Consider the following 16,204-nt stretch of genomic DNA (forward strand, 5'->3'; position numbering starts at 1 on the left):
ATTTGAATAAAGAAAACGCAAGTAAACTCTGGAAAATGATACAGGGAGCTGGCGATTATTTACTGGGTCAATTGCCAAGCCATCCAAATCACCCTAAAGGAAGAAATCCCTACGCCCATGTTGCTCTTTGCGTCAAAGAGAAGTTTGGCAACTCATATAAAGATATTCCTGATGAAAAGTTTCAAGAAGTTGTTGATTACATTAACTTTTTGAAAGAGAACCCAAGTTAAACAAGAGAACATTCAAACACCACTCGGAAATGTTTGTGGTTTGTTTGTGGTTTTGTCCTAGATAATCCTATAACCCAGAACCACGATCCCTAAAAGTTTTTTCATTTAATTGCTATTAACAATCTATGCCAAGTGTACATTTTCCACCTAACATTTTCATACCTCTGTCAATTTGATTTTGTCTGTCTCTAACAGGATCGTATATAACCATTGAACCTGTATTAGAAGAAGTTGATGATTTTTGCTCAGCAACTTTTAATGCTATTCTATTATCAACCTCTTGAGAATATAGCTTTAGGGAGCAATCCACAAATTTTTCTGTGCCCTCTTCAAACCCAAGTGATTTGCAAGTATTTTTTGATTTTTCAATAATTTCAACCATTTCAATTTTTTCTTTTTCTTCTTTTGGAATATTTTTTTCTTTTTGTCTTAATTGACTGTTTTTTAATGTTGTATAAGTTGATTTGTCTTTAGAGGAAAGCCTAGGCAATTCAGATACAAATACGTAGTAATCTAAGTAGTTATTAAAAATTTTAATAAGTTCATAATCACCATAACCAGCAGAACCCCAGAACTTAAACTGTTTCTCAGGATCTTCCTCTTGAAATAAATATATCACATTATCTCTATCTATTGATTCATATGTGACTAACTCTTTTCCATAACTATTTTCAGCTACCCATCGATGGACATATTTACTCATAAGTCCACCCACATAATCCTCAACATCATAAGGATTCATTCCTAATTTAATTTCTCCTTTTTTAACGAGATCCGCTTGGGTATTTCTAGAAGTGGTACTTGAAGCGCAATTTTGTAAAATAATGGCTAAAATAATCATGCATAGAACTTTTTTCATAATCCAAGACTAACAAATCCTGAACCATGAGTCTATTTGCTTTAAACCTCTAATCACGTGTCTAGGTGATGGAATTACTATTTTATAATTCTTGGATACTTACTTCTCTCTGAATAAGGTTCAGTTATATTAAACTTATCTATTAAATCTTGTTTTCTTTTGATTGATAAAAAGAACCCAGCATTAATCCAGCTTTGTAGCTTTATTGTTATTCTGTAGGCTATTTTATTCTTAGTAGGATGTGATCCTATTTTTCCATATTCTATTTTTGACATATCTAACAGTTTCAAAAAATTCTTAAATATGTACGTGTCTGTAATTTTAAAACCCATATGTACAGATCTGCCAGTGGATGTTATTAGTGACTTATTCTTATTAGGTTTAGCAACGTAACCCTCACTATCCATTTGACCAATTATAAAATATTTTCTTTCTTCTTTAGTCCAATTGAATATTTCTTTTGGAAACTTCGTTTTATTATTAGTCATCTTGGCCATTTTCTTAAACAATTTTGCACTTGAAGCGTAAACATTAAAATAATTTGCAGGTTTTACTTTATAAACTTTTCTCATGGTAACTTCATGTTCAGTTAAAGTTAGTTTTCTTAACTTGCCAGTAAAAGCTGTACTTTTTTTAAGGTTATATTCGTCACCTCTACATATTAATATTGCCTGTTTAGTAGTTTCAGCAAAATCTTTATCTTTTGTATTAAGACGAAATACTTCAAATTTATAGCTTTTATTAATCTCTCCATCTCCAAGATAAACACCCATCAAATAAGCAAAGGAAGTTTTTTTATTAAATTTAGCTTGCATGTTTTTTTGGGTGATGCAGAACACCACCCATACTTATATTAGTTAATAGTAGCTTTAACTGGATACTCACGATTAAATTGAAGTTGCTCAATTACTTCTCTTTGGTAATCATCAATTCTAATGTTTCTATGAGCTGACTTACCTTTTGTGATAAACCCCATTAAGAACAGTTCACTCACGATTTTACCTACTCTAGCTCTAGAAAATCTAAATCTTCTTGCAACTTCAGCAAAGGTTGGTGAGTATTGTTTAGCTAGCGAAAATGCTAGAATATGTCTCAACACATCAAACTTAATTTTACTTAAATAAATGTATTGCTCTGTTGGTTTGTCTTCTTGGTTAAATGTATTATTTAACATTTTATTCTCCATCGGTTTAATTTGTACTAAAGCAGTACATGCTAGTGAAGCTCCTTGTTGATGAAGTAATTAATATATGAATGATGAAAAAGTTTTTCAATAAAAATACGACAAAGAGCAGTTGACTGCCAATCAACTGGCAATCCTAAATTCATGTTGAGAAATCTATATTATTTTTTTTCATGTTTCTTTCATGCTTCCCATTCTAAAAAATAAATGCACTCGTTGAGTGAGTTGAGAATTTTTCTTAATTTTTTTTGCTGACCATCAGACTCGATAAATTCTTTATTGCACTGTTAGCAAATGAATATCTTAGTGTCTAGGTGAAGGAATGATGGTTAATGAGCACTCGGAAATGTTTGTGGTTTGTTTGTGGTTTTGTCATTAAAATTGCTTAGTATTAACACCAAGTATATTTTAGTAACTAAGTAACCATAAGGGTTTTGGGACCTAAAGGGACTAGAAGGGATAGGTGGTTTTCACTATTACTCTCTGTGTCAAAGAGAAGTTTGGCAACTCATATAAAGATATTCCTGATGAAAAGTTTCAAGAAGTTGTTGATTATATTAACTTTTTGAAAGAGAACCCAAGTTAAGCAAGAGAACATTTTGTTCCAACCCACTTTTGTGGACAGTTTGTGGACAGTGTATCCCAGATAATCCTATGGCCACGATTCCAAAAATTTTTTAATAATTAGATTCATCCATAATTGATTAATAAAATTATTATAGTGATAGTTATTAACACAGTACTCACAATAATATAATTCAACCTAATATTAAATTTTTTGAAAACTATTTCAGTAATTTTTTCCCAGAATACTACAATGAAAAGAACAGCTATAGCTGGCAGAATAAATTTGATCATTCTAATTTTTAAAAATTATAGCAATATAGCTACATAAGAAAAAAATTGACAAACCTGCGAGATATTTTGTTTCCCTAGTTTTTCCAAATTTTTTATATTGGATTATACTTAATAATATAAATGTTATTGAGGTAATCAAAAAATATATTGGTTCAATGATTCCATCTAATCTAGCCATAATAAACTCTACTAAATCATAAATTGGGTATCTAGGTGTGGAATAGTCGCTAGTTAGAATTCAGCAATTCTAGGTCCTTTTTTCTTTAATCTATGATCCCTGCTAAATTTTTAGCAGCCTTTTTTTTGGATCCTGCAGTCAATCCTTTAACATAGGCTGTTGCTATTCTTTCTGGATTTTTAATATTTCTTTTTTTAAATTTTTTTAATAAGTCTTTATAGTTAGGTTTTCTAGGCATTACTTAATTAAATTTAAAAAGGTCTCAATATCAGATAGATTAGTATTCCATGCTGTAACTAATCTAACCGCCTTACCGTCCCACTCATCATCATTGATTGTATATCCTTCTGAATTTAATTTATCAATTATATCTTTTGGTATCTTTACAAATATTTCATTTGCATCAGTAGGATAAGCCAATTCAATATTTTTGTGTAGATCTAAACCTTGACTTAATTTTTTACCCATAGCGTTTGCATGTTTTGCATTTCTTAGCCAAACTTCATTTGTGATATAAGCATCTAATTGTGCTGATACAAAACTCATTTTTGAGAGTAAATGCCCCGCTCTTTTCATTAAAAAAGGTAAGTTACCAACTAACTCTGGTTTGAAAAAAATAATAGCTTCTGCTGCTAAACATCCATTTTTAGTTGCTCCAAAAGAAAGAACATCAATACCAGATTTCCAAGTCATTTCTGCAGGGCTACAATCTAATGAAACTAAAGCATTAGCAAACCTAGCTCCGTCCATATGCATATTAAGTTTATGATTATGAGCAATTTCTGATATTTTTTTTATTTCATCTAATTCATAAGCTTCACCTGTTTCGCAAAGTTGTGTAATACTTACTGATGAAGGTTGAGTGTGATGAACAACGCCCTTCCCACTAATTGATTTATTGAGCTCCTCAGCTGTAATTTTTCCATTAACTCCGTTAAGATTTACTAATTTTGCTCCCCCAGTATAAAATTCAGGTGCTCCACATTCATCTACATTAATATGAGAAAGTTTGTGACAATAGATATTTCCAAAAGATGGTGTCATCGTAGATAAAGCTAGTGCATTAGCCGCAGTTCCGGAAGATGTTGGAAAAACAATTACCTCTTTTTCAAATATTTCTGAAAATTTATCTTGTAAATTTTTTGAAATTTCATCTTCACCATAGGGAGCTCTATCTCCATCATTAGCTTTTAAAATTGCGTCTAATACTTCAGGACAAGCACCTGCAACATTATCTGAAGCAAATTTTACTCGCTCTCTTTTTGTTTTAATTTTTTCCATATTTATTGTTTTGGAAAATAATCTTTTAACTCACCTTCTCTATAAACATCCGCTGTACAACAATGAAGACCTCCACCAAATGCATAAGCATCTCTCATTTCAACCGGTATTACTTCCATTCCTAATTTATCTAATTGTTCAGCTTGATAAACTTCACTTTTTTCAACACAAACAGTTTTTGGATCTAACACTAGAACGTTCATTGAAAGCCAAGTTGAAGAATAACATAATGGTGGTGGCTCATTATGTGCTGGTTGTGCGCTATCAATAATTTCCCATCCATTGTTTTCAAATAATTTTCTTTGTTCTTTTGGAAGTTTTCTTTGTGGATTATTAATAATTAAACCTTCTTTAATAGGTGTAAATGTTGCATCAATATGAATTGGATAAGGATCACCTGGAAAATTAACAGCATGAATTCTATGGTCTTTGTAATGTCTTTTAAGCCAATCAATCCCTTTAAGATTAGTTGTAAAACCATGTTGAACAACTAAATCTTTGCCAAATCTTAAAACATCCGCTGCATCAAATAAGGCTTCTTCTTCGGTTGTTACAAAAAACTTGTCTTCAGTCCATTCTAATCTTTTTTGAATACCAATTTTATCTGATAAATAATCTTTTCTGTAATCTGCATCAGTTAATCTTGGTTTAGGAGCAGCTTCATGTCTCATATTAGGATCATCATCATAATATTTTTTTAACAAAGGTCTGTAACATAGATATTCGAACCATCTACATCTATAACTCATCGTTGCTTCTAAAATTTCACTTCCAACAGTTAATAAAACATCTCTTGGTGGCATACAGCCAAACATTGTACCTACTTCCCAATCTGGAGTTGATGTTTTTTTATTAAAATCTATTGGATCTGGTCTGTCTACTTTAATACCTCTTTTAATTAGCATATTTGAAAAATCATCTAACAACTGATTTGCCTTATCAACTGTGTCTTTCGTTCTTGGTCCAAATTGACCACGCATATCAGAGTCTTCTGGCACCTTTGCATCCAGTGCTGGTTCAGGTGCAGGGATACAAGTACCATCAGCCTTACCAACAATTACATGTTTTAAAGGGTCCCACTCATTCCAACTATTAACTATAGTTTTTTTTTCACTCATAAATTTATTACTTGATAATATTATGTTCTGGACCAAAAGGGAACTTAGTAATGTTTTCAGCGTTATCTTTCCCTATAACCAAGATATCATGTTCTCTATATCCACCAGCTCCTGAAGTTCCTTCTGGTATCATGATCATCGGTTCCATTGAAATAACCATATTCTCCTCTAAGACAGTATCTATGTCTTCACGCAATTCTAATCCAGCTTCTCTTCCATAAAAATGAGATAGGACACCAAATGAATGGCCATAACCAAATGTTCGATAATGAAGATAACCAAGCTCAGCAAAAAGTTCATTCAGTTCATGACAAATAGACGAACATTTTACACCTGGTTTAATTAATTCTAAGCCTCTTTTATGAACTTTAACATTTGCTTCCCATGCTTTTAAAGATGCATCGTCAATTTTATCTACAAAAAGAGTTCTCTCAAGAGCCGTATAGTATCCTGAAATCATTGGAAATGTATTTAAAGATAGAATGTCTCCTGATTTTAATTTTCTATTAGTTTTTGGATTATGCGCACCATCAGTATTCAATCCTGATTGAAACCAAACCCAAGTATCCATGAATTCTGCATCAGGATACGTTTTTGCAATTTCACGTTCCATTTTATCTCTGCCCGCTATTGCAATCTCAAGCTCACTTTCCCCAACCTTAATATTTTTTTTAATCTCCTCACCTCCAAGATCAGCTATTCTTGCTCCATTTTTGATAATTTCTATTTCTTCAGGTGATTTAATCATTCTAAGTTTCATCAAATCTTTTGATACATCACTAAAAACTGAAAATGTAAAAATTGAAGTTAGTTTTTCTTTAACATCTAAAGTTACATGATCATTTTCAATACCAATATTTTTTGGAGGTTCATCTCTTCCGATAATTGAAACAATAGCTTTTAAAAAATTATCTCTTTTCCAGTCAGTAAAGATTACATTATCACAATGTGATCTTCTCCAAGGTTGACTAGCATCTATATTTGCTGAAATTGTTGAAATTTTATTAGCTGTTACAACACAACCATAGGGTCTGCCGAAAGAGCAATAAATAAAACCAGTATAATAAGCAATATTATGCATTGATGTTAAAATAATCATATCATGATTATTTTTACTCATTACAATTCTTAAATTAGATAGCCGACTTTGATACTCTTGGTCTGTAAAAGGAAGTTTTGCCTTATCGCCATTTTTTAATGTAAAAAAATCTGGTCTTTCCATTTTAATTAATTTAGTGCAATAAATCTTCTATTAGTTTTTATTGTAAGACTATAATAAATAATCGACATAAAAAGAAAGAAGCCACCTATAATGGTATTAGTGGAAGGTATTTCATTAATACCTAAAAAGGGTATCCATACCCAAAAAATTCCACCAATTACTTCTGTCAGTGAAAGCAAAGTAAGTTCAGCTGCTGGTATTGCTTTTGATCCTATAGAATATAAAATTAACCCCATGCAAACCAAAGTTCCATGTACAGAAAACAAAGCACTATTATAACTTGTAGATAAAAAAACCATATCGTTGGTTAAAATAACTATCGCTGCAACTACAAAACAAAAAAATCCAGCAAAAGCAACAGTAGTAAATTTTGGAGTCTCTTTTCTCCATCTTAATGTTACTGAAAAGACAGAAAAACCAATTGAAGAAACCATTCCAAATATAAGACCTAACAAAGAACTCTTTTGAGTGTTGCCTAGGGCAATAATTATAATTCCAATAGTTGCAATGACAATAGCTATCCAAACATTAATTGATATTCTTTCTTTTAAAAATAAAAAACCTAACAAAGCAGTAAAAAAAGGCATTGCAGCTAAACAAAGTAAAGTAATAGCAGCACTTGTATTGGTAATTGAATATATAAATGTGATCATTGCAATCCCAAGACCCGTTCCACCAACAATACCTGACCAACCTATCCTAAAATAATTTTTATAAAAATTTTTTCCTTCTTCAAAAAAAAGATAAAGATTTAGAATTAGAAAAATTGTTAGCCCACGCGCAAAAATATACTGCCATGGAACAAGATTTGGTTCATTCATGTATCTAACTACTAAAGGACCAAAAGACCATATTAAGCCAGCTATTAAAACAACTGGAATTGCAATCTTTTCATTTTTTAATTCAATCATTAATCATTATTTAATAGTAATTATTTTGGACTACAATAAAAATGAGCTTTATTTAAAAATATCAATATTCGATACAATTGGAGAGTAACAATCAATTAACTCTCCCTTTTTGAATATAGATTGTCCATCTTTGAAGAGACCCCAGACATTTGATTCTACAAATGATTTAATTCTGAATGACTCTTGACCTTTTAAGACCTGTAATTCTATTTTTCCACCATTAGTTGAAGTTAATTTTGCTTTTAAAAATCTAATAATTTTTTTACTCTTAGAATAATCATTTTTTAATTTAGCTTTAAATGGTTTTTCAGCCTTAACCCCTAGAATGTTAAGTAGATAAGGAAAAACAAAAAATCTAAAACAAGCAGATGAAGAGATAGGATTGCCTGGTAGTCCAAAAATAGCTTTTTCTATTTTATTAAACTTAGCAAATAATATTGGTTTACCAGGTCTAATAGAAACACCTTTAAAAAAGTTAGATAAATTAAATTTTTTAATTACAAAGGGAACAAAATCGTGTTTACCAGCAGATACGGCACCCGAAGTAACTATAATATCTATTTTTGATTTAAAACTTTTTTCTATCTTTTTTTTAAAAAGATTTTCGTCTTTATCCCTTAAAATTCCACCATCTATAAAATTAAATAGAAAATTATTAGATATGGATTTTATATAATAACTATTAGAGTTTCTAACTTTCCAATTAGCAATATCACTATTATTAGAAATTTCATTTCCTGTTGAAAAAAATAAAATATTGGGCTTCTTTTTAACTTTTATATTTATTATGCCTAATGTTTTAAAAGCTAATATATGAGAAGGTTGAATTATGGTGCCTTTTTTAATTACCAAGTCTCTTTTTTTATAATCTGATCCAGCATATCTAATGTGTTGTTTGTTTTTTATTTTTTCATTAATTAAGATAAATTTTCTATTTTTATTAAAAACAATTTTTTCTATTGGAATTATAGTGTCAAAATTTTTAGGTATAAGCGCACCTGTCATTACTTCAACAGCTTCAAACTTATTTATTTTTTTTAAATACGGATTATCTCCCGCAGATATAGTCTTTAAAATTTTAAAGTTTTGTGAATTATTTTTATTTAACTTGCTTGTATCTTTTGAATTAATTGCAAAACCATCAAATGCAGCATTAGTTCCTGCTGGATAATTTACAGCTGAATAGATATCTAATGCATTAATCCTGTTTAATGACTTTGATGAGTTAATAATTTCATCTCTAATTTTTATCTTTGATTTTATTAAGATTTTCTTAGCTTCTTTATAATTAATCATTTTAATTTTTCTTTAGTATTTTTTTTGCTTCTTCTAAATCTTCTTTGGTATTTATATTAAAAAAGGGATCAAATTCTTTAAGTTCTATATCAATTGTTTTTACTCCTATTTTATTTGCCCAATCCTCTACTTTTCTAAAATTATTATTAATCAAATCATTTTCCAGTGGTTTTAATAATTCAATTGACCATAAACCAAAAATGTTGTGCCTTCTGTTATTTGATTTAATAAAATACAATAAGCTATCTTTCATTTTAATTCTTTTTTGATATTCATCAATAATTGAGATTTCAAAAAAAGGTGTGTCTGATGGAAATGTTGCAATCCACTGATACGATTTTTGATTTTCTTTAACCCATTTCATTGAACTTAAAACGCCTGCTAATGGTCCAAAGTCATCTAAGCAATCAGGAATTATTGTTACATTTTTTATTTTTTTTGTATCTAAACTGTGGCTTGAGACAATAAGTATCTCTTCATATTTACTGCTAATTTTTGATAAAACGTGCTCTAACAATGTTTTATCACCAAGTTTTGTCTGGTTTTTATCTTCACCAAATCTCTTTGATTTTCCGCCCGCTAGCACAACAGCTAAAATATTGTTATCTTCCATAAATCAAAATATAAAACATTAATCTCTTAATTAAAGAATTATAATGGACTTAAAAATTTTAGAAATCGCATCTAATACCAAAAACCACAAAGTGGTTAAAAATCATACACATCAATCAAAGAATAAAAACCCATTATGTGGTGATGAAATGGAAATTAGTTTGATAGTTAAAGATAATATTGTTCAAGACATGGGGTATCAATGTAAGTCCTGCGTGTACTGTCAGGCCTCTGTCAGTTTGCTTTCAAGATGGGTTATACAAGCACCAATAGAAAAAATTTCAGATTTTGTCTCAAAAGCTGAGCTTTTCTTTGATGAAAATTTTGATCAATTAAAAAAAAATAATATAAAAGATTTAAAAGATTTTAAAAAAATAATGAATTCAAAAAACATTTCTAGAAAAGAGTGTTTATTGCTTCCATTTAAAACTCTTTCAAAAGCCCTAAAGCTTTAAAGCAATACTAATAGTAAAGATAAAAATATATGATAAATACAATAAAAGAAAACTTTAATAGAGCTCTTTATGCTTTAATATTTTCAATAATTACAATTGGAACTCTTTCATTCTTAAGTTTTGAAACTCCTTATGGGTTATTTTTAGCTGGGTCATTTGGATCTTCTATGGTTCTACTTTTTGGGTATCCAGAAAGTTCTTTTGCCCAACCCAAAAATGTTTTTTTTGGACACTTAGTAACATCTATAGTTGGTGTATTAATTTTAAAATTTCTACCCATTGATCAGTTTTTACAAATAGCCATTGCAGTAGGTCTTGGTATTTTTGTAATGATACTACTTGGTGTAACTCACCCACCTGCAGGCGGAAATCCTATTGTTATAATACTTAGTGCAGTTTCATATGATTTTTTATTAAACCCGATTATTCTTGGTTCTATAATAATAATTGTTTATGCAATTATTTTAAATCGTTTCATTTTAAAGAAAAACTACCCAAGTAGTTGGAAAAGCTAATCTTTTCACTGTTTCAAATTTAACCAGTTTAAATATACTGGCTAAATGAATTCTAATTATAAAGTTATAAAATTTAGATCTAATAATTCAAAAGAGGTTAATGATCAAATATCCATTGAAGAACCACTTGAAATAATACTCAAATATAAAGATAAAGAAAATTGGAATGAAAATACTATCTCTATTACGATGAGAACGCCTGGTGATGATGAAGATTTAGTAAGAGGATTTCTTTTTAATGAGAGGGTAGTTGAAAAAATTGAATATATAGAAAAAATTGAACACAGTGGAAGACCTACTGATCAATATGGTATTAAAAATAAAATTACTGTAACGATTAATAATTTTGAAAATATTGATATTGATAAAATAAAAAGAAATTTTTTAACAAACTCTTCTTGTGGTGTTTGTGGAAAAACTTCCTTAGATTCCTTAGAAATTATTAAAAAGGATAAAATCTTAAAATCCATTCCAAAAATTACAAAAGAAACTATTATGACATCACCAGATAAACTTCGGCAAAATCAGTCAGAATTTTCTAAAACTGGAGGAATTCATGCAAGTGGGTTATTTACGGCTAAGGGTGACATTGTAGCTATCAAGGAAGATGTTGGAAGACATAATGCTTTAGATAAATTAATAGGTCATACTCTTGATCAGAAATTACTTAACACAAATTCTCAATTTTTGACCTGTTCTGGGAGGCTTAATTTTGACCTCGTTCAAAAGGCTCTAATGGCAAACATAGGTGTGCTTATAGGAGTGGGTGCGCCAACAAGTCTTGCTATAGATTTAGCAAATAGATTTGATATGACATTGGTTGGTTTTGTGAAAAAAGATAGCTTCAATATTTATAGTAGTAGTGAAAGAATTAAATAGATATTTGAGGTCAGTATTTTTTTTATATATATTATTTAATAATATTAAATATTATTAAATTCATTTTAAACTTCTAGAATTTTTATAATAATTGTAATAAATATTTAAGCATTAACAGGGGGTAAATTGTAAATTGTCAAAAAATATAAGTAATCTATCTGGTAGAATTGGTCTAAAAAAAAATCTTTTTGAAAAGATTTCTGAAAGATCATTAAACTCTAAAGATTCAACTGGTATTAAAGAAATAGCCAATGAATACCACATGGGAGTTTCCACTATTCATGGTGCTGAGAGTTTTTATGAATTTCTAAGACCAGCTCACAGAGCCAAAAAAGCCTTTGTTTGTAATGGAAGTGCTTGTATGTGTTCTGGAACACAAGAGCCTTTAAAGAAAAAATTAAAAGAAAAATTGGGTGACGACAAGGTTGGTGAAATGTTTTGTCTTGGTCACTGTTATGAAAATAAAGCCTTTCATTATGATGGTGAAAATTATGCTGGCAATGATATTGATAAAATTGATGAAATAATTAAAGGTAATAAAATTGAACAGGAAAAATTTTTTTCAAAAAGTTTTGCTGCAACAAGTTTTTTAATGGATGATAAGCTTTCAAATTTAGATCAATTTAAAGATGTCTTAAGTAAGTTTATAAATACAGACAAACAAGAAATTATAAAATCATTACTAGACTCAAATTTAACTGGTAGAGGTGGTGCTGGTTTTCCAGCTGGAATGAAATGGGATTTTTGTAGAAAAGCCCCCTCTGAAAAAAAATACGTTATATGCAATGCAGATGAAGGTGACTCTGGTGCCTTCTCCGATAGATATTTATTAGAAGATCAGCCATTAAAAGTTTTATTTGGAATGATCATCTGTGGTTATGTTATTGGAAGTGACGAGGGTGTTTTATATATTAGAGGAGAATATCCAAAATCTATTGAAGCAATAAATGGGGCTATCAATTCTTTGAAAGAAGAAGGATTATTAGGAGAAAATATTCTTGGAACAAATTTTTCTTTTGATCTAAATATTTGTATAGGACAAGGAGCATACATATGTGGAGAAGAAACAGCTTTAATAGCCTCAATTGAAGGAAGAAGAGCAGAAGTTGATGTCCGACCTCCCTTCCCTGTTACTGAAGGACTTTATAAAAAACCAACAGTTGTTAATAATGTTGAAACTTTAGCAGCTGCTACTGGTATACTTATTAATGGGGCAGAAAAATTTGCTGCAATTGGAAATAAAAAATCTGCAGGTACAAAATTAGTTTGTTTTGATAGTTTTTTTAATAATCCAGGTGTTTATGAAGTTGAAATGGGAACTCCAATGAAAAAGGTTTTAAATGATATTGGTGGTGGTTTTAAAGAACCTATTAAGGCATTACAAATTGGTGGACCATTAGGCGGGGTTATTCCAATTTCTGAGGTAGAAAAATTAAATCTAGATTTTCAAGAATTTACTGCTGCTGGTTTCATGCTGGGGCACGCAAGTATAGTAAGTATTCCAAAAGACTTTCCAATGGTCGAATATATTCATCATTTATTTGAGTTCACAGCTGAAGAATCATGTGGAAAATGCTTCCCAGGTAGACTTGGATCTTACAGGGGAAAGGAAATGTTTGATCAAGCTAAGAATAAAACTGCTAAAATTCCACTAAAGCTATTAAATGAGCTGCTAATAACGATGAAAAAAGGCTGTTTATGTGCATTATGTGGTGCAATACCTACTCCAATCATGAATATATTAAAATATTTTGGTGATGAAATGAAGGATGATATGGTGAAAGATAATTAATGAGCTCAGAAAAAAGAAAAATTGCATATATAGATGGTAAGCCCTATGAAATTGGTCCTAACCATACTTCTGTTTTAAAATTTGTAGAAAGCTATCTTGGTGAAAAAAAAGTTCCTGCTTTATGTAATGATCCAAACCTAGCACCTTATGGAGCTTGTAGAGTTTGTTCGGTTGAGGTTGCTTTAGTTAAAGATGGTCCAACTAAAGTTGTAGCCTCATGTCATACACCAGTTGGTGAAAACCAACATATTTTTACAAACAATGAAAATTTAACTGCTTTAAGAAAAAATATTGTTGAACTAGTTTTAACCGACCATCCAATGGAATGTGGAACTTGTGAGGTTAATAATAACTGTGAACTTCAAGATGTTGCTAATGATTTAGGCATATCAGATCATAGATATAATGTACCAAAACAACACAAAGGTATTCCAAGAGACACCTCTCATGATTACATGAGAATGAATTTAGATAACTGCATTAATTGTGGAAGATGTGTCAGAGCTTGTGATGAAATTCAAGGTTCTTTTGTTTTAACAATGAGTGGTAGAGGATTTGAGTCTAAGATTACAACAGATAATGATGCATTATTTGGGGACTCGTCTTGTGTATCTTGTGGAGCTTGTGCACACACTTGCCCAACAGATGCCATCTCAGATGTATATCAATCTAAATCAGTTGCTGTTGATGAAAAAGTAAGAACGACTTGTTCTTATTGTGGAGTTGGTTGTAATCTAGAGGCATCAATTAAAGATAATAAAGTTGTTGCAATTTCTACTCCTAAAGAATCTGAAGTTAACGCAGGTCACACTTGTATTAAAGGAAGATATGCTTTTGGATTTTATGATCATCCCGATAGATTAAAAACTCCTTTAATTAAAAGGAATGGAAAATTTGAAGAAGCATCATGGGATGAGGCATATGATTTTATTAAAAAAGAATTAAATAGAATTACTAAAGCTAATGGACCAGATGCAGTTGCTGGTATTTCTTCAGCAAGATGTACTAATGAAGAAAATTATGTTTTCCAAAAAATGATTAGAGCAGCAATAGGAACTAATAATATTGATTGTTGTGCAAGAATTTGTCATTCACCTACTGCGTGGGGAATGCAACAAACATTTGGAACTGGAGCGGCTACAAATTCTACAGAAGATATTTACCATGCAGATTTATTTATGGTTATTGGAGCAAATCCAACAAATGCTCACCCAGTTACTGGTGCTAAAATTAAGCAACAAGTAATGAAGGGTAAAAAATTAATTGTATTAGATCCAATTACTACTGAGCTTGCTAAACTTGCTGATTATCATATTAAACTTAGACCAGGAACAAATGTTGCTATTTTGAATATGATGTTGCATTTTATATTAAAAGCAAACCTTTATGACAAAGATTTTGTTAGAGATAGAACTGAGGGTTTTGCAAATTTCATTAAGGAAATTGAGAGACAAGATATGGATCATTTAGCGAAAGTTGCTGGTGTTGACAAACAGTTAGTTAAAGAAGCTGCAATTGCTTATGCAACAGCAAAAAACTCTATGGAATTCCATGGTTTAGGTGTTACAGAACAAGAGCAAGGATCTAAAACAGTAATGTTAATTGCTGATCTTGCAATGATTACTGGAAATATTGGTAGAAGAGGAGTTGGTGTTAATCCATTGAGAGGACAAAATAATGTCCAAGGTGCTGCTGATATGGGGTGCCAGCCTCATCAAGGAGCTGGATACTTTGAAGTGGCTGATGAAAAAGTTCAAAATTTCTACACTGAAAAATATGGAGTCGTTCATCCAACAAAACAGGGATTAAAAATTCCAGAAATGTTTGATGGGGCAATTAATAAAGATGTGAAAGCTGTTTGGATTATTGGAGAAGACATTGTTCAAACAGATCCTAATAGTGCCCACGTAATAGATGCCATGAATTCACTTGAGTTATTAGTTGTGCAAGAAATTTTTATGAGTGAGACAGCAAAACTTGCAACAGTAGTATTGCCTGGAACAACTTTCTTAGAAAAAAATGGAACTTTTACAAATACAGAAAGAAGAATTCAAAGAGTAAATCGAGCCGTACCTCCTTTGCCTGGCACTAAAACAGATGGAACAATTGTAACAGACATGATGCAAAAATTAGGTTTTGATCAACCTGAATATGACGCAGATCAAGTTCTTGCAGAAATAGCTGATGTAGTTCCTTTCTTTAAAGGGGTAACAAGGGAAAGACTTGGTAAAATGGGATTACAATGGCCAGTTCAAGAAGATGGAACAGATACTCAAATTTTACACCAAGAAACATTTAAATTAGGAAAAGGACAACTTAAAAATTTTGATTGGAAAGAATCTAATGAGATAGCTGAGAATAAAAAAGATTATCCATTAATTTTAACAACTAGTAGAGTTCTTCAACATTATAATGCTGCTACTATGACAAGACGTACTAAAAATATTAATATAGTTTCTGAAGATTTATTACTAGTTCACCCTAATGATGCTAAAAAAAGAGAATTAAATACTGGTGATATTGGTAGACTTTATTCTGGCAGAGGTGAAGTAGCTTTAAAAGTAGAAGTAACAGATAAAGTTAAAGAAGGAATTGTATTTACAACATTCCACTTCCCAGAACATATGGTTAACATGGTAACTGGTCATGGAAAAGATGAAGAGACGATGTGTGCAGAATACAAAGTTTCTTCTGTAGAAATTCAAAAAATATCCAATCAATTTAAAACTGTTGTTGAACCTAAAGATAATCAAGCAGAACTTTCATAATTACTAGTATTTTAATACGTGCTTTAAAAAATTATAAAGTTTATAAT

At 30.5% G+C, this 16,204-nt stretch carries 16 protein-coding genes; 6 read left to right on the plus strand and 10 right to left on the minus strand.

The window, feature by feature from the left end; translation table 11 throughout:
* Nucleotides 1–2: 2 nt before the first annotated feature.
* Complete coding sequence (locus tag AC5YGA_RS04540; RefSeq protein WP_415307944.1) at nt 3–230, plus strand: hypothetical protein; 228 nt, start codon at nt 3–5, stop codon at nt 228–230.
* A gap of 115 nt (nt 231–345) precedes the next feature.
* On the opposite strand, the gene AC5YGA_RS04545 is transcribed toward AC5YGA_RS04540, so the two are convergent.
* The 10 genes from AC5YGA_RS04545 to AC5YGA_RS04590 all read right to left on the minus strand — a co-directional run bounded on the left by AC5YGA_RS04545 (nt 346) and on the right by AC5YGA_RS04590 (nt 9,749).
* Nucleotides 346–1,089, minus strand: coding sequence for a hypothetical protein (locus tag AC5YGA_RS04545; RefSeq protein ID WP_415307945.1), 744 nt, complete (start codon nt 1,087–1,089; stop codon nt 346–348).
* Nucleotides 1,090–1,166: 77 nt separating this feature from the next.
* On the minus strand, nt 1,167–1,904 hold the full coding sequence (locus tag AC5YGA_RS04550; protein WP_415307946.1) for a hypothetical protein: 738 nt from the start codon (nt 1,902–1,904) through the stop codon (nt 1,167–1,169).
* Between the two features lie 38 nt (nt 1,905–1,942).
* The gene (locus tag AC5YGA_RS04555; protein ID WP_415307947.1) at nt 1,943–2,263 is read right to left on the minus strand and encodes a hypothetical protein; all 321 of its coding nucleotides are present in this window, start codon (nt 2,261–2,263) and stop codon (nt 1,943–1,945) included.
* A 1,130-nt stretch (nt 2,264–3,393) separates the two neighbouring features.
* Nucleotides 3,394–3,546, minus strand: a complete 153-nt coding sequence (locus AC5YGA_RS04560; RefSeq protein WP_168606561.1) for a hypothetical protein — start codon at nt 3,544–3,546, stop codon at nt 3,394–3,396.
* The gene (locus tag AC5YGA_RS04565; protein ID WP_415307948.1) at nt 3,546–4,589 is read right to left on the minus strand and encodes a threonine aldolase family protein; all 1,044 of its coding nucleotides are present in this window, start codon (nt 4,587–4,589) and stop codon (nt 3,546–3,548) included. Before AC5YGA_RS04565 ends, AC5YGA_RS04560 begins: the two co-directional genes overlap by 1 nt.
* 2 nt (nt 4,590–4,591) lie before the next feature.
* Entirely contained in the window at nt 4,592–5,707 is a 1,116-nt protein-coding gene (locus AC5YGA_RS04570; RefSeq protein WP_415307949.1) for a serine/threonine protein kinase, read from the minus strand.
* A 7-nt stretch (nt 5,708–5,714) separates the two neighbouring features.
* On the minus strand, nt 5,715–6,929 hold the full coding sequence (locus AC5YGA_RS04575; protein WP_415307950.1) for an aminopeptidase P family protein: 1,215 nt from the start codon (nt 6,927–6,929) through the stop codon (nt 5,715–5,717).
* A 5-nt stretch (nt 6,930–6,934) separates the two neighbouring features.
* Nucleotides 6,935–7,840, minus strand: coding sequence for a DMT family transporter (locus tag AC5YGA_RS04580; RefSeq protein WP_415307951.1), 906 nt, complete (start codon nt 7,838–7,840; stop codon nt 6,935–6,937).
* A gap of 48 nt (nt 7,841–7,888) precedes the next feature.
* Nucleotides 7,889–9,136, minus strand: a complete 1,248-nt coding sequence (locus AC5YGA_RS04585) for a molybdopterin molybdotransferase MoeA (protein WP_415307952.1) — start codon at nt 9,134–9,136, stop codon at nt 7,889–7,891.
* Nucleotide 9,137: 1 nt separating this feature from the next.
* Entirely contained in the window at nt 9,138–9,749 is a 612-nt protein-coding gene (locus AC5YGA_RS04590) for a molybdenum cofactor guanylyltransferase (protein WP_415307953.1), read from the minus strand.
* Nucleotides 9,750–9,792: 43 nt separating this feature from the next.
* Here AC5YGA_RS04590 and AC5YGA_RS04595 point away from each other — a divergent pair, with 43 nt between their 5' ends.
* The 5 genes from AC5YGA_RS04595 (at nt 9,793) to fdhF (ending at nt 16,157) form a co-directional block, all read left to right on the plus strand.
* A complete protein-coding gene (locus tag AC5YGA_RS04595) occupies nt 9,793–10,203 on the plus strand; it encodes an iron-sulfur cluster assembly scaffold protein (protein WP_415307954.1) in 411 nt (136 codons plus the stop codon).
* Nucleotides 10,204–10,232: 29 nt separating this feature from the next.
* Nucleotides 10,233–10,718, plus strand: coding sequence for an HPP family protein (locus AC5YGA_RS04600; protein ID WP_415307955.1), 486 nt, complete (start codon nt 10,233–10,235; stop codon nt 10,716–10,718).
* 45 nt (nt 10,719–10,763) lie between these two features.
* Nucleotides 10,764–11,597 (plus strand): formate dehydrogenase accessory sulfurtransferase FdhD, encoded by an 834-nt coding sequence (fdhD, locus tag AC5YGA_RS04605; RefSeq protein WP_415307956.1) that lies wholly within the window; start codon nt 10,764–10,766, stop codon nt 11,595–11,597.
* Between the two features lie 133 nt (nt 11,598–11,730).
* Entirely contained in the window at nt 11,731–13,389 is a 1,659-nt protein-coding gene (locus AC5YGA_RS04610) for an NADH-ubiquinone oxidoreductase-F iron-sulfur binding region domain-containing protein (RefSeq protein ID WP_415307957.1), read from the plus strand.
* Nucleotides 13,389–16,157, plus strand: a complete 2,769-nt coding sequence (fdhF, locus tag AC5YGA_RS04615) for a formate dehydrogenase subunit alpha (RefSeq protein WP_415307958.1) — start codon at nt 13,389–13,391, stop codon at nt 16,155–16,157. Before AC5YGA_RS04610 ends, fdhF begins: the two co-directional genes overlap by 1 nt.
* Nucleotides 16,158–16,204 lie beyond the last annotated feature (47 nt).

The sequence above is a fragment of the Candidatus Pelagibacter sp. uisw_091 genome (assembly GCF_059512525.1).

What these genes read in the sequence shown, in the direction of transcription:
- AC5YGA_RS04575 (WP_415307950.1), bottom strand. Translation starts at nt 6,929, where the DNA reads ATGGAAAGACCAGATTTTTTTACATTAAAAAATGGCGATAAGGCAAAA.
- AC5YGA_RS04590 (WP_415307953.1), bottom strand. Translation starts at nt 9,749, where the DNA reads ATGGAAGATAACAATATTTTAGCTGTTGTGCTAGCGGGCGGAAAATCA.
- AC5YGA_RS04580 (WP_415307951.1), bottom strand. Translation starts at nt 7,840, where the DNA reads ATGATTGAATTAAAAAATGAAAAGATTGCAATTCCAGTTGTTTTAATA.
- fdhD (WP_415307956.1), top strand. Translation starts at nt 10,764, where the DNA reads ATGAATTCTAATTATAAAGTTATAAAATTTAGATCTAATAATTCAAAA.
- AC5YGA_RS04545 (WP_415307945.1), bottom strand. Translation starts at nt 1,089, where the DNA reads ATGAAAAAAGTTCTATGCATGATTATTTTAGCCATTATTTTACAAAAT.
- AC5YGA_RS04560 (WP_168606561.1), bottom strand. Translation starts at nt 3,546, where the DNA reads ATGCCTAGAAAACCTAACTATAAAGACTTATTAAAAAAATTTAAAAAA.
- AC5YGA_RS04555 (WP_415307947.1), bottom strand. Translation starts at nt 2,263, where the DNA reads ATGTTAAATAATACATTTAACCAAGAAGACAAACCAACAGAGCAATAC.
- AC5YGA_RS04600 (WP_415307955.1), top strand. Translation starts at nt 10,233, where the DNA reads ATGATAAATACAATAAAAGAAAACTTTAATAGAGCTCTTTATGCTTTA.
- AC5YGA_RS04550 (WP_415307946.1), bottom strand. Translation starts at nt 1,904, where the DNA reads ATGCAAGCTAAATTTAATAAAAAAACTTCCTTTGCTTATTTGATGGGT.
- AC5YGA_RS04595 (WP_415307954.1), top strand. Translation starts at nt 9,793, where the DNA reads ATGGACTTAAAAATTTTAGAAATCGCATCTAATACCAAAAACCACAAA.
- AC5YGA_RS04565 (WP_415307948.1), bottom strand. Translation starts at nt 4,589, where the DNA reads ATGGAAAAAATTAAAACAAAAAGAGAGCGAGTAAAATTTGCTTCAGAT.
- AC5YGA_RS04570 (WP_415307949.1), bottom strand. Translation starts at nt 5,707, where the DNA reads ATGAGTGAAAAAAAAACTATAGTTAATAGTTGGAATGAGTGGGACCCT.
- AC5YGA_RS04585 (WP_415307952.1), bottom strand. Translation starts at nt 9,136, where the DNA reads ATGATTAATTATAAAGAAGCTAAGAAAATCTTAATAAAATCAAAGATA.
- fdhF (WP_415307958.1), top strand. Translation starts at nt 13,389, where the DNA reads ATGAGCTCAGAAAAAAGAAAAATTGCATATATAGATGGTAAGCCCTAT.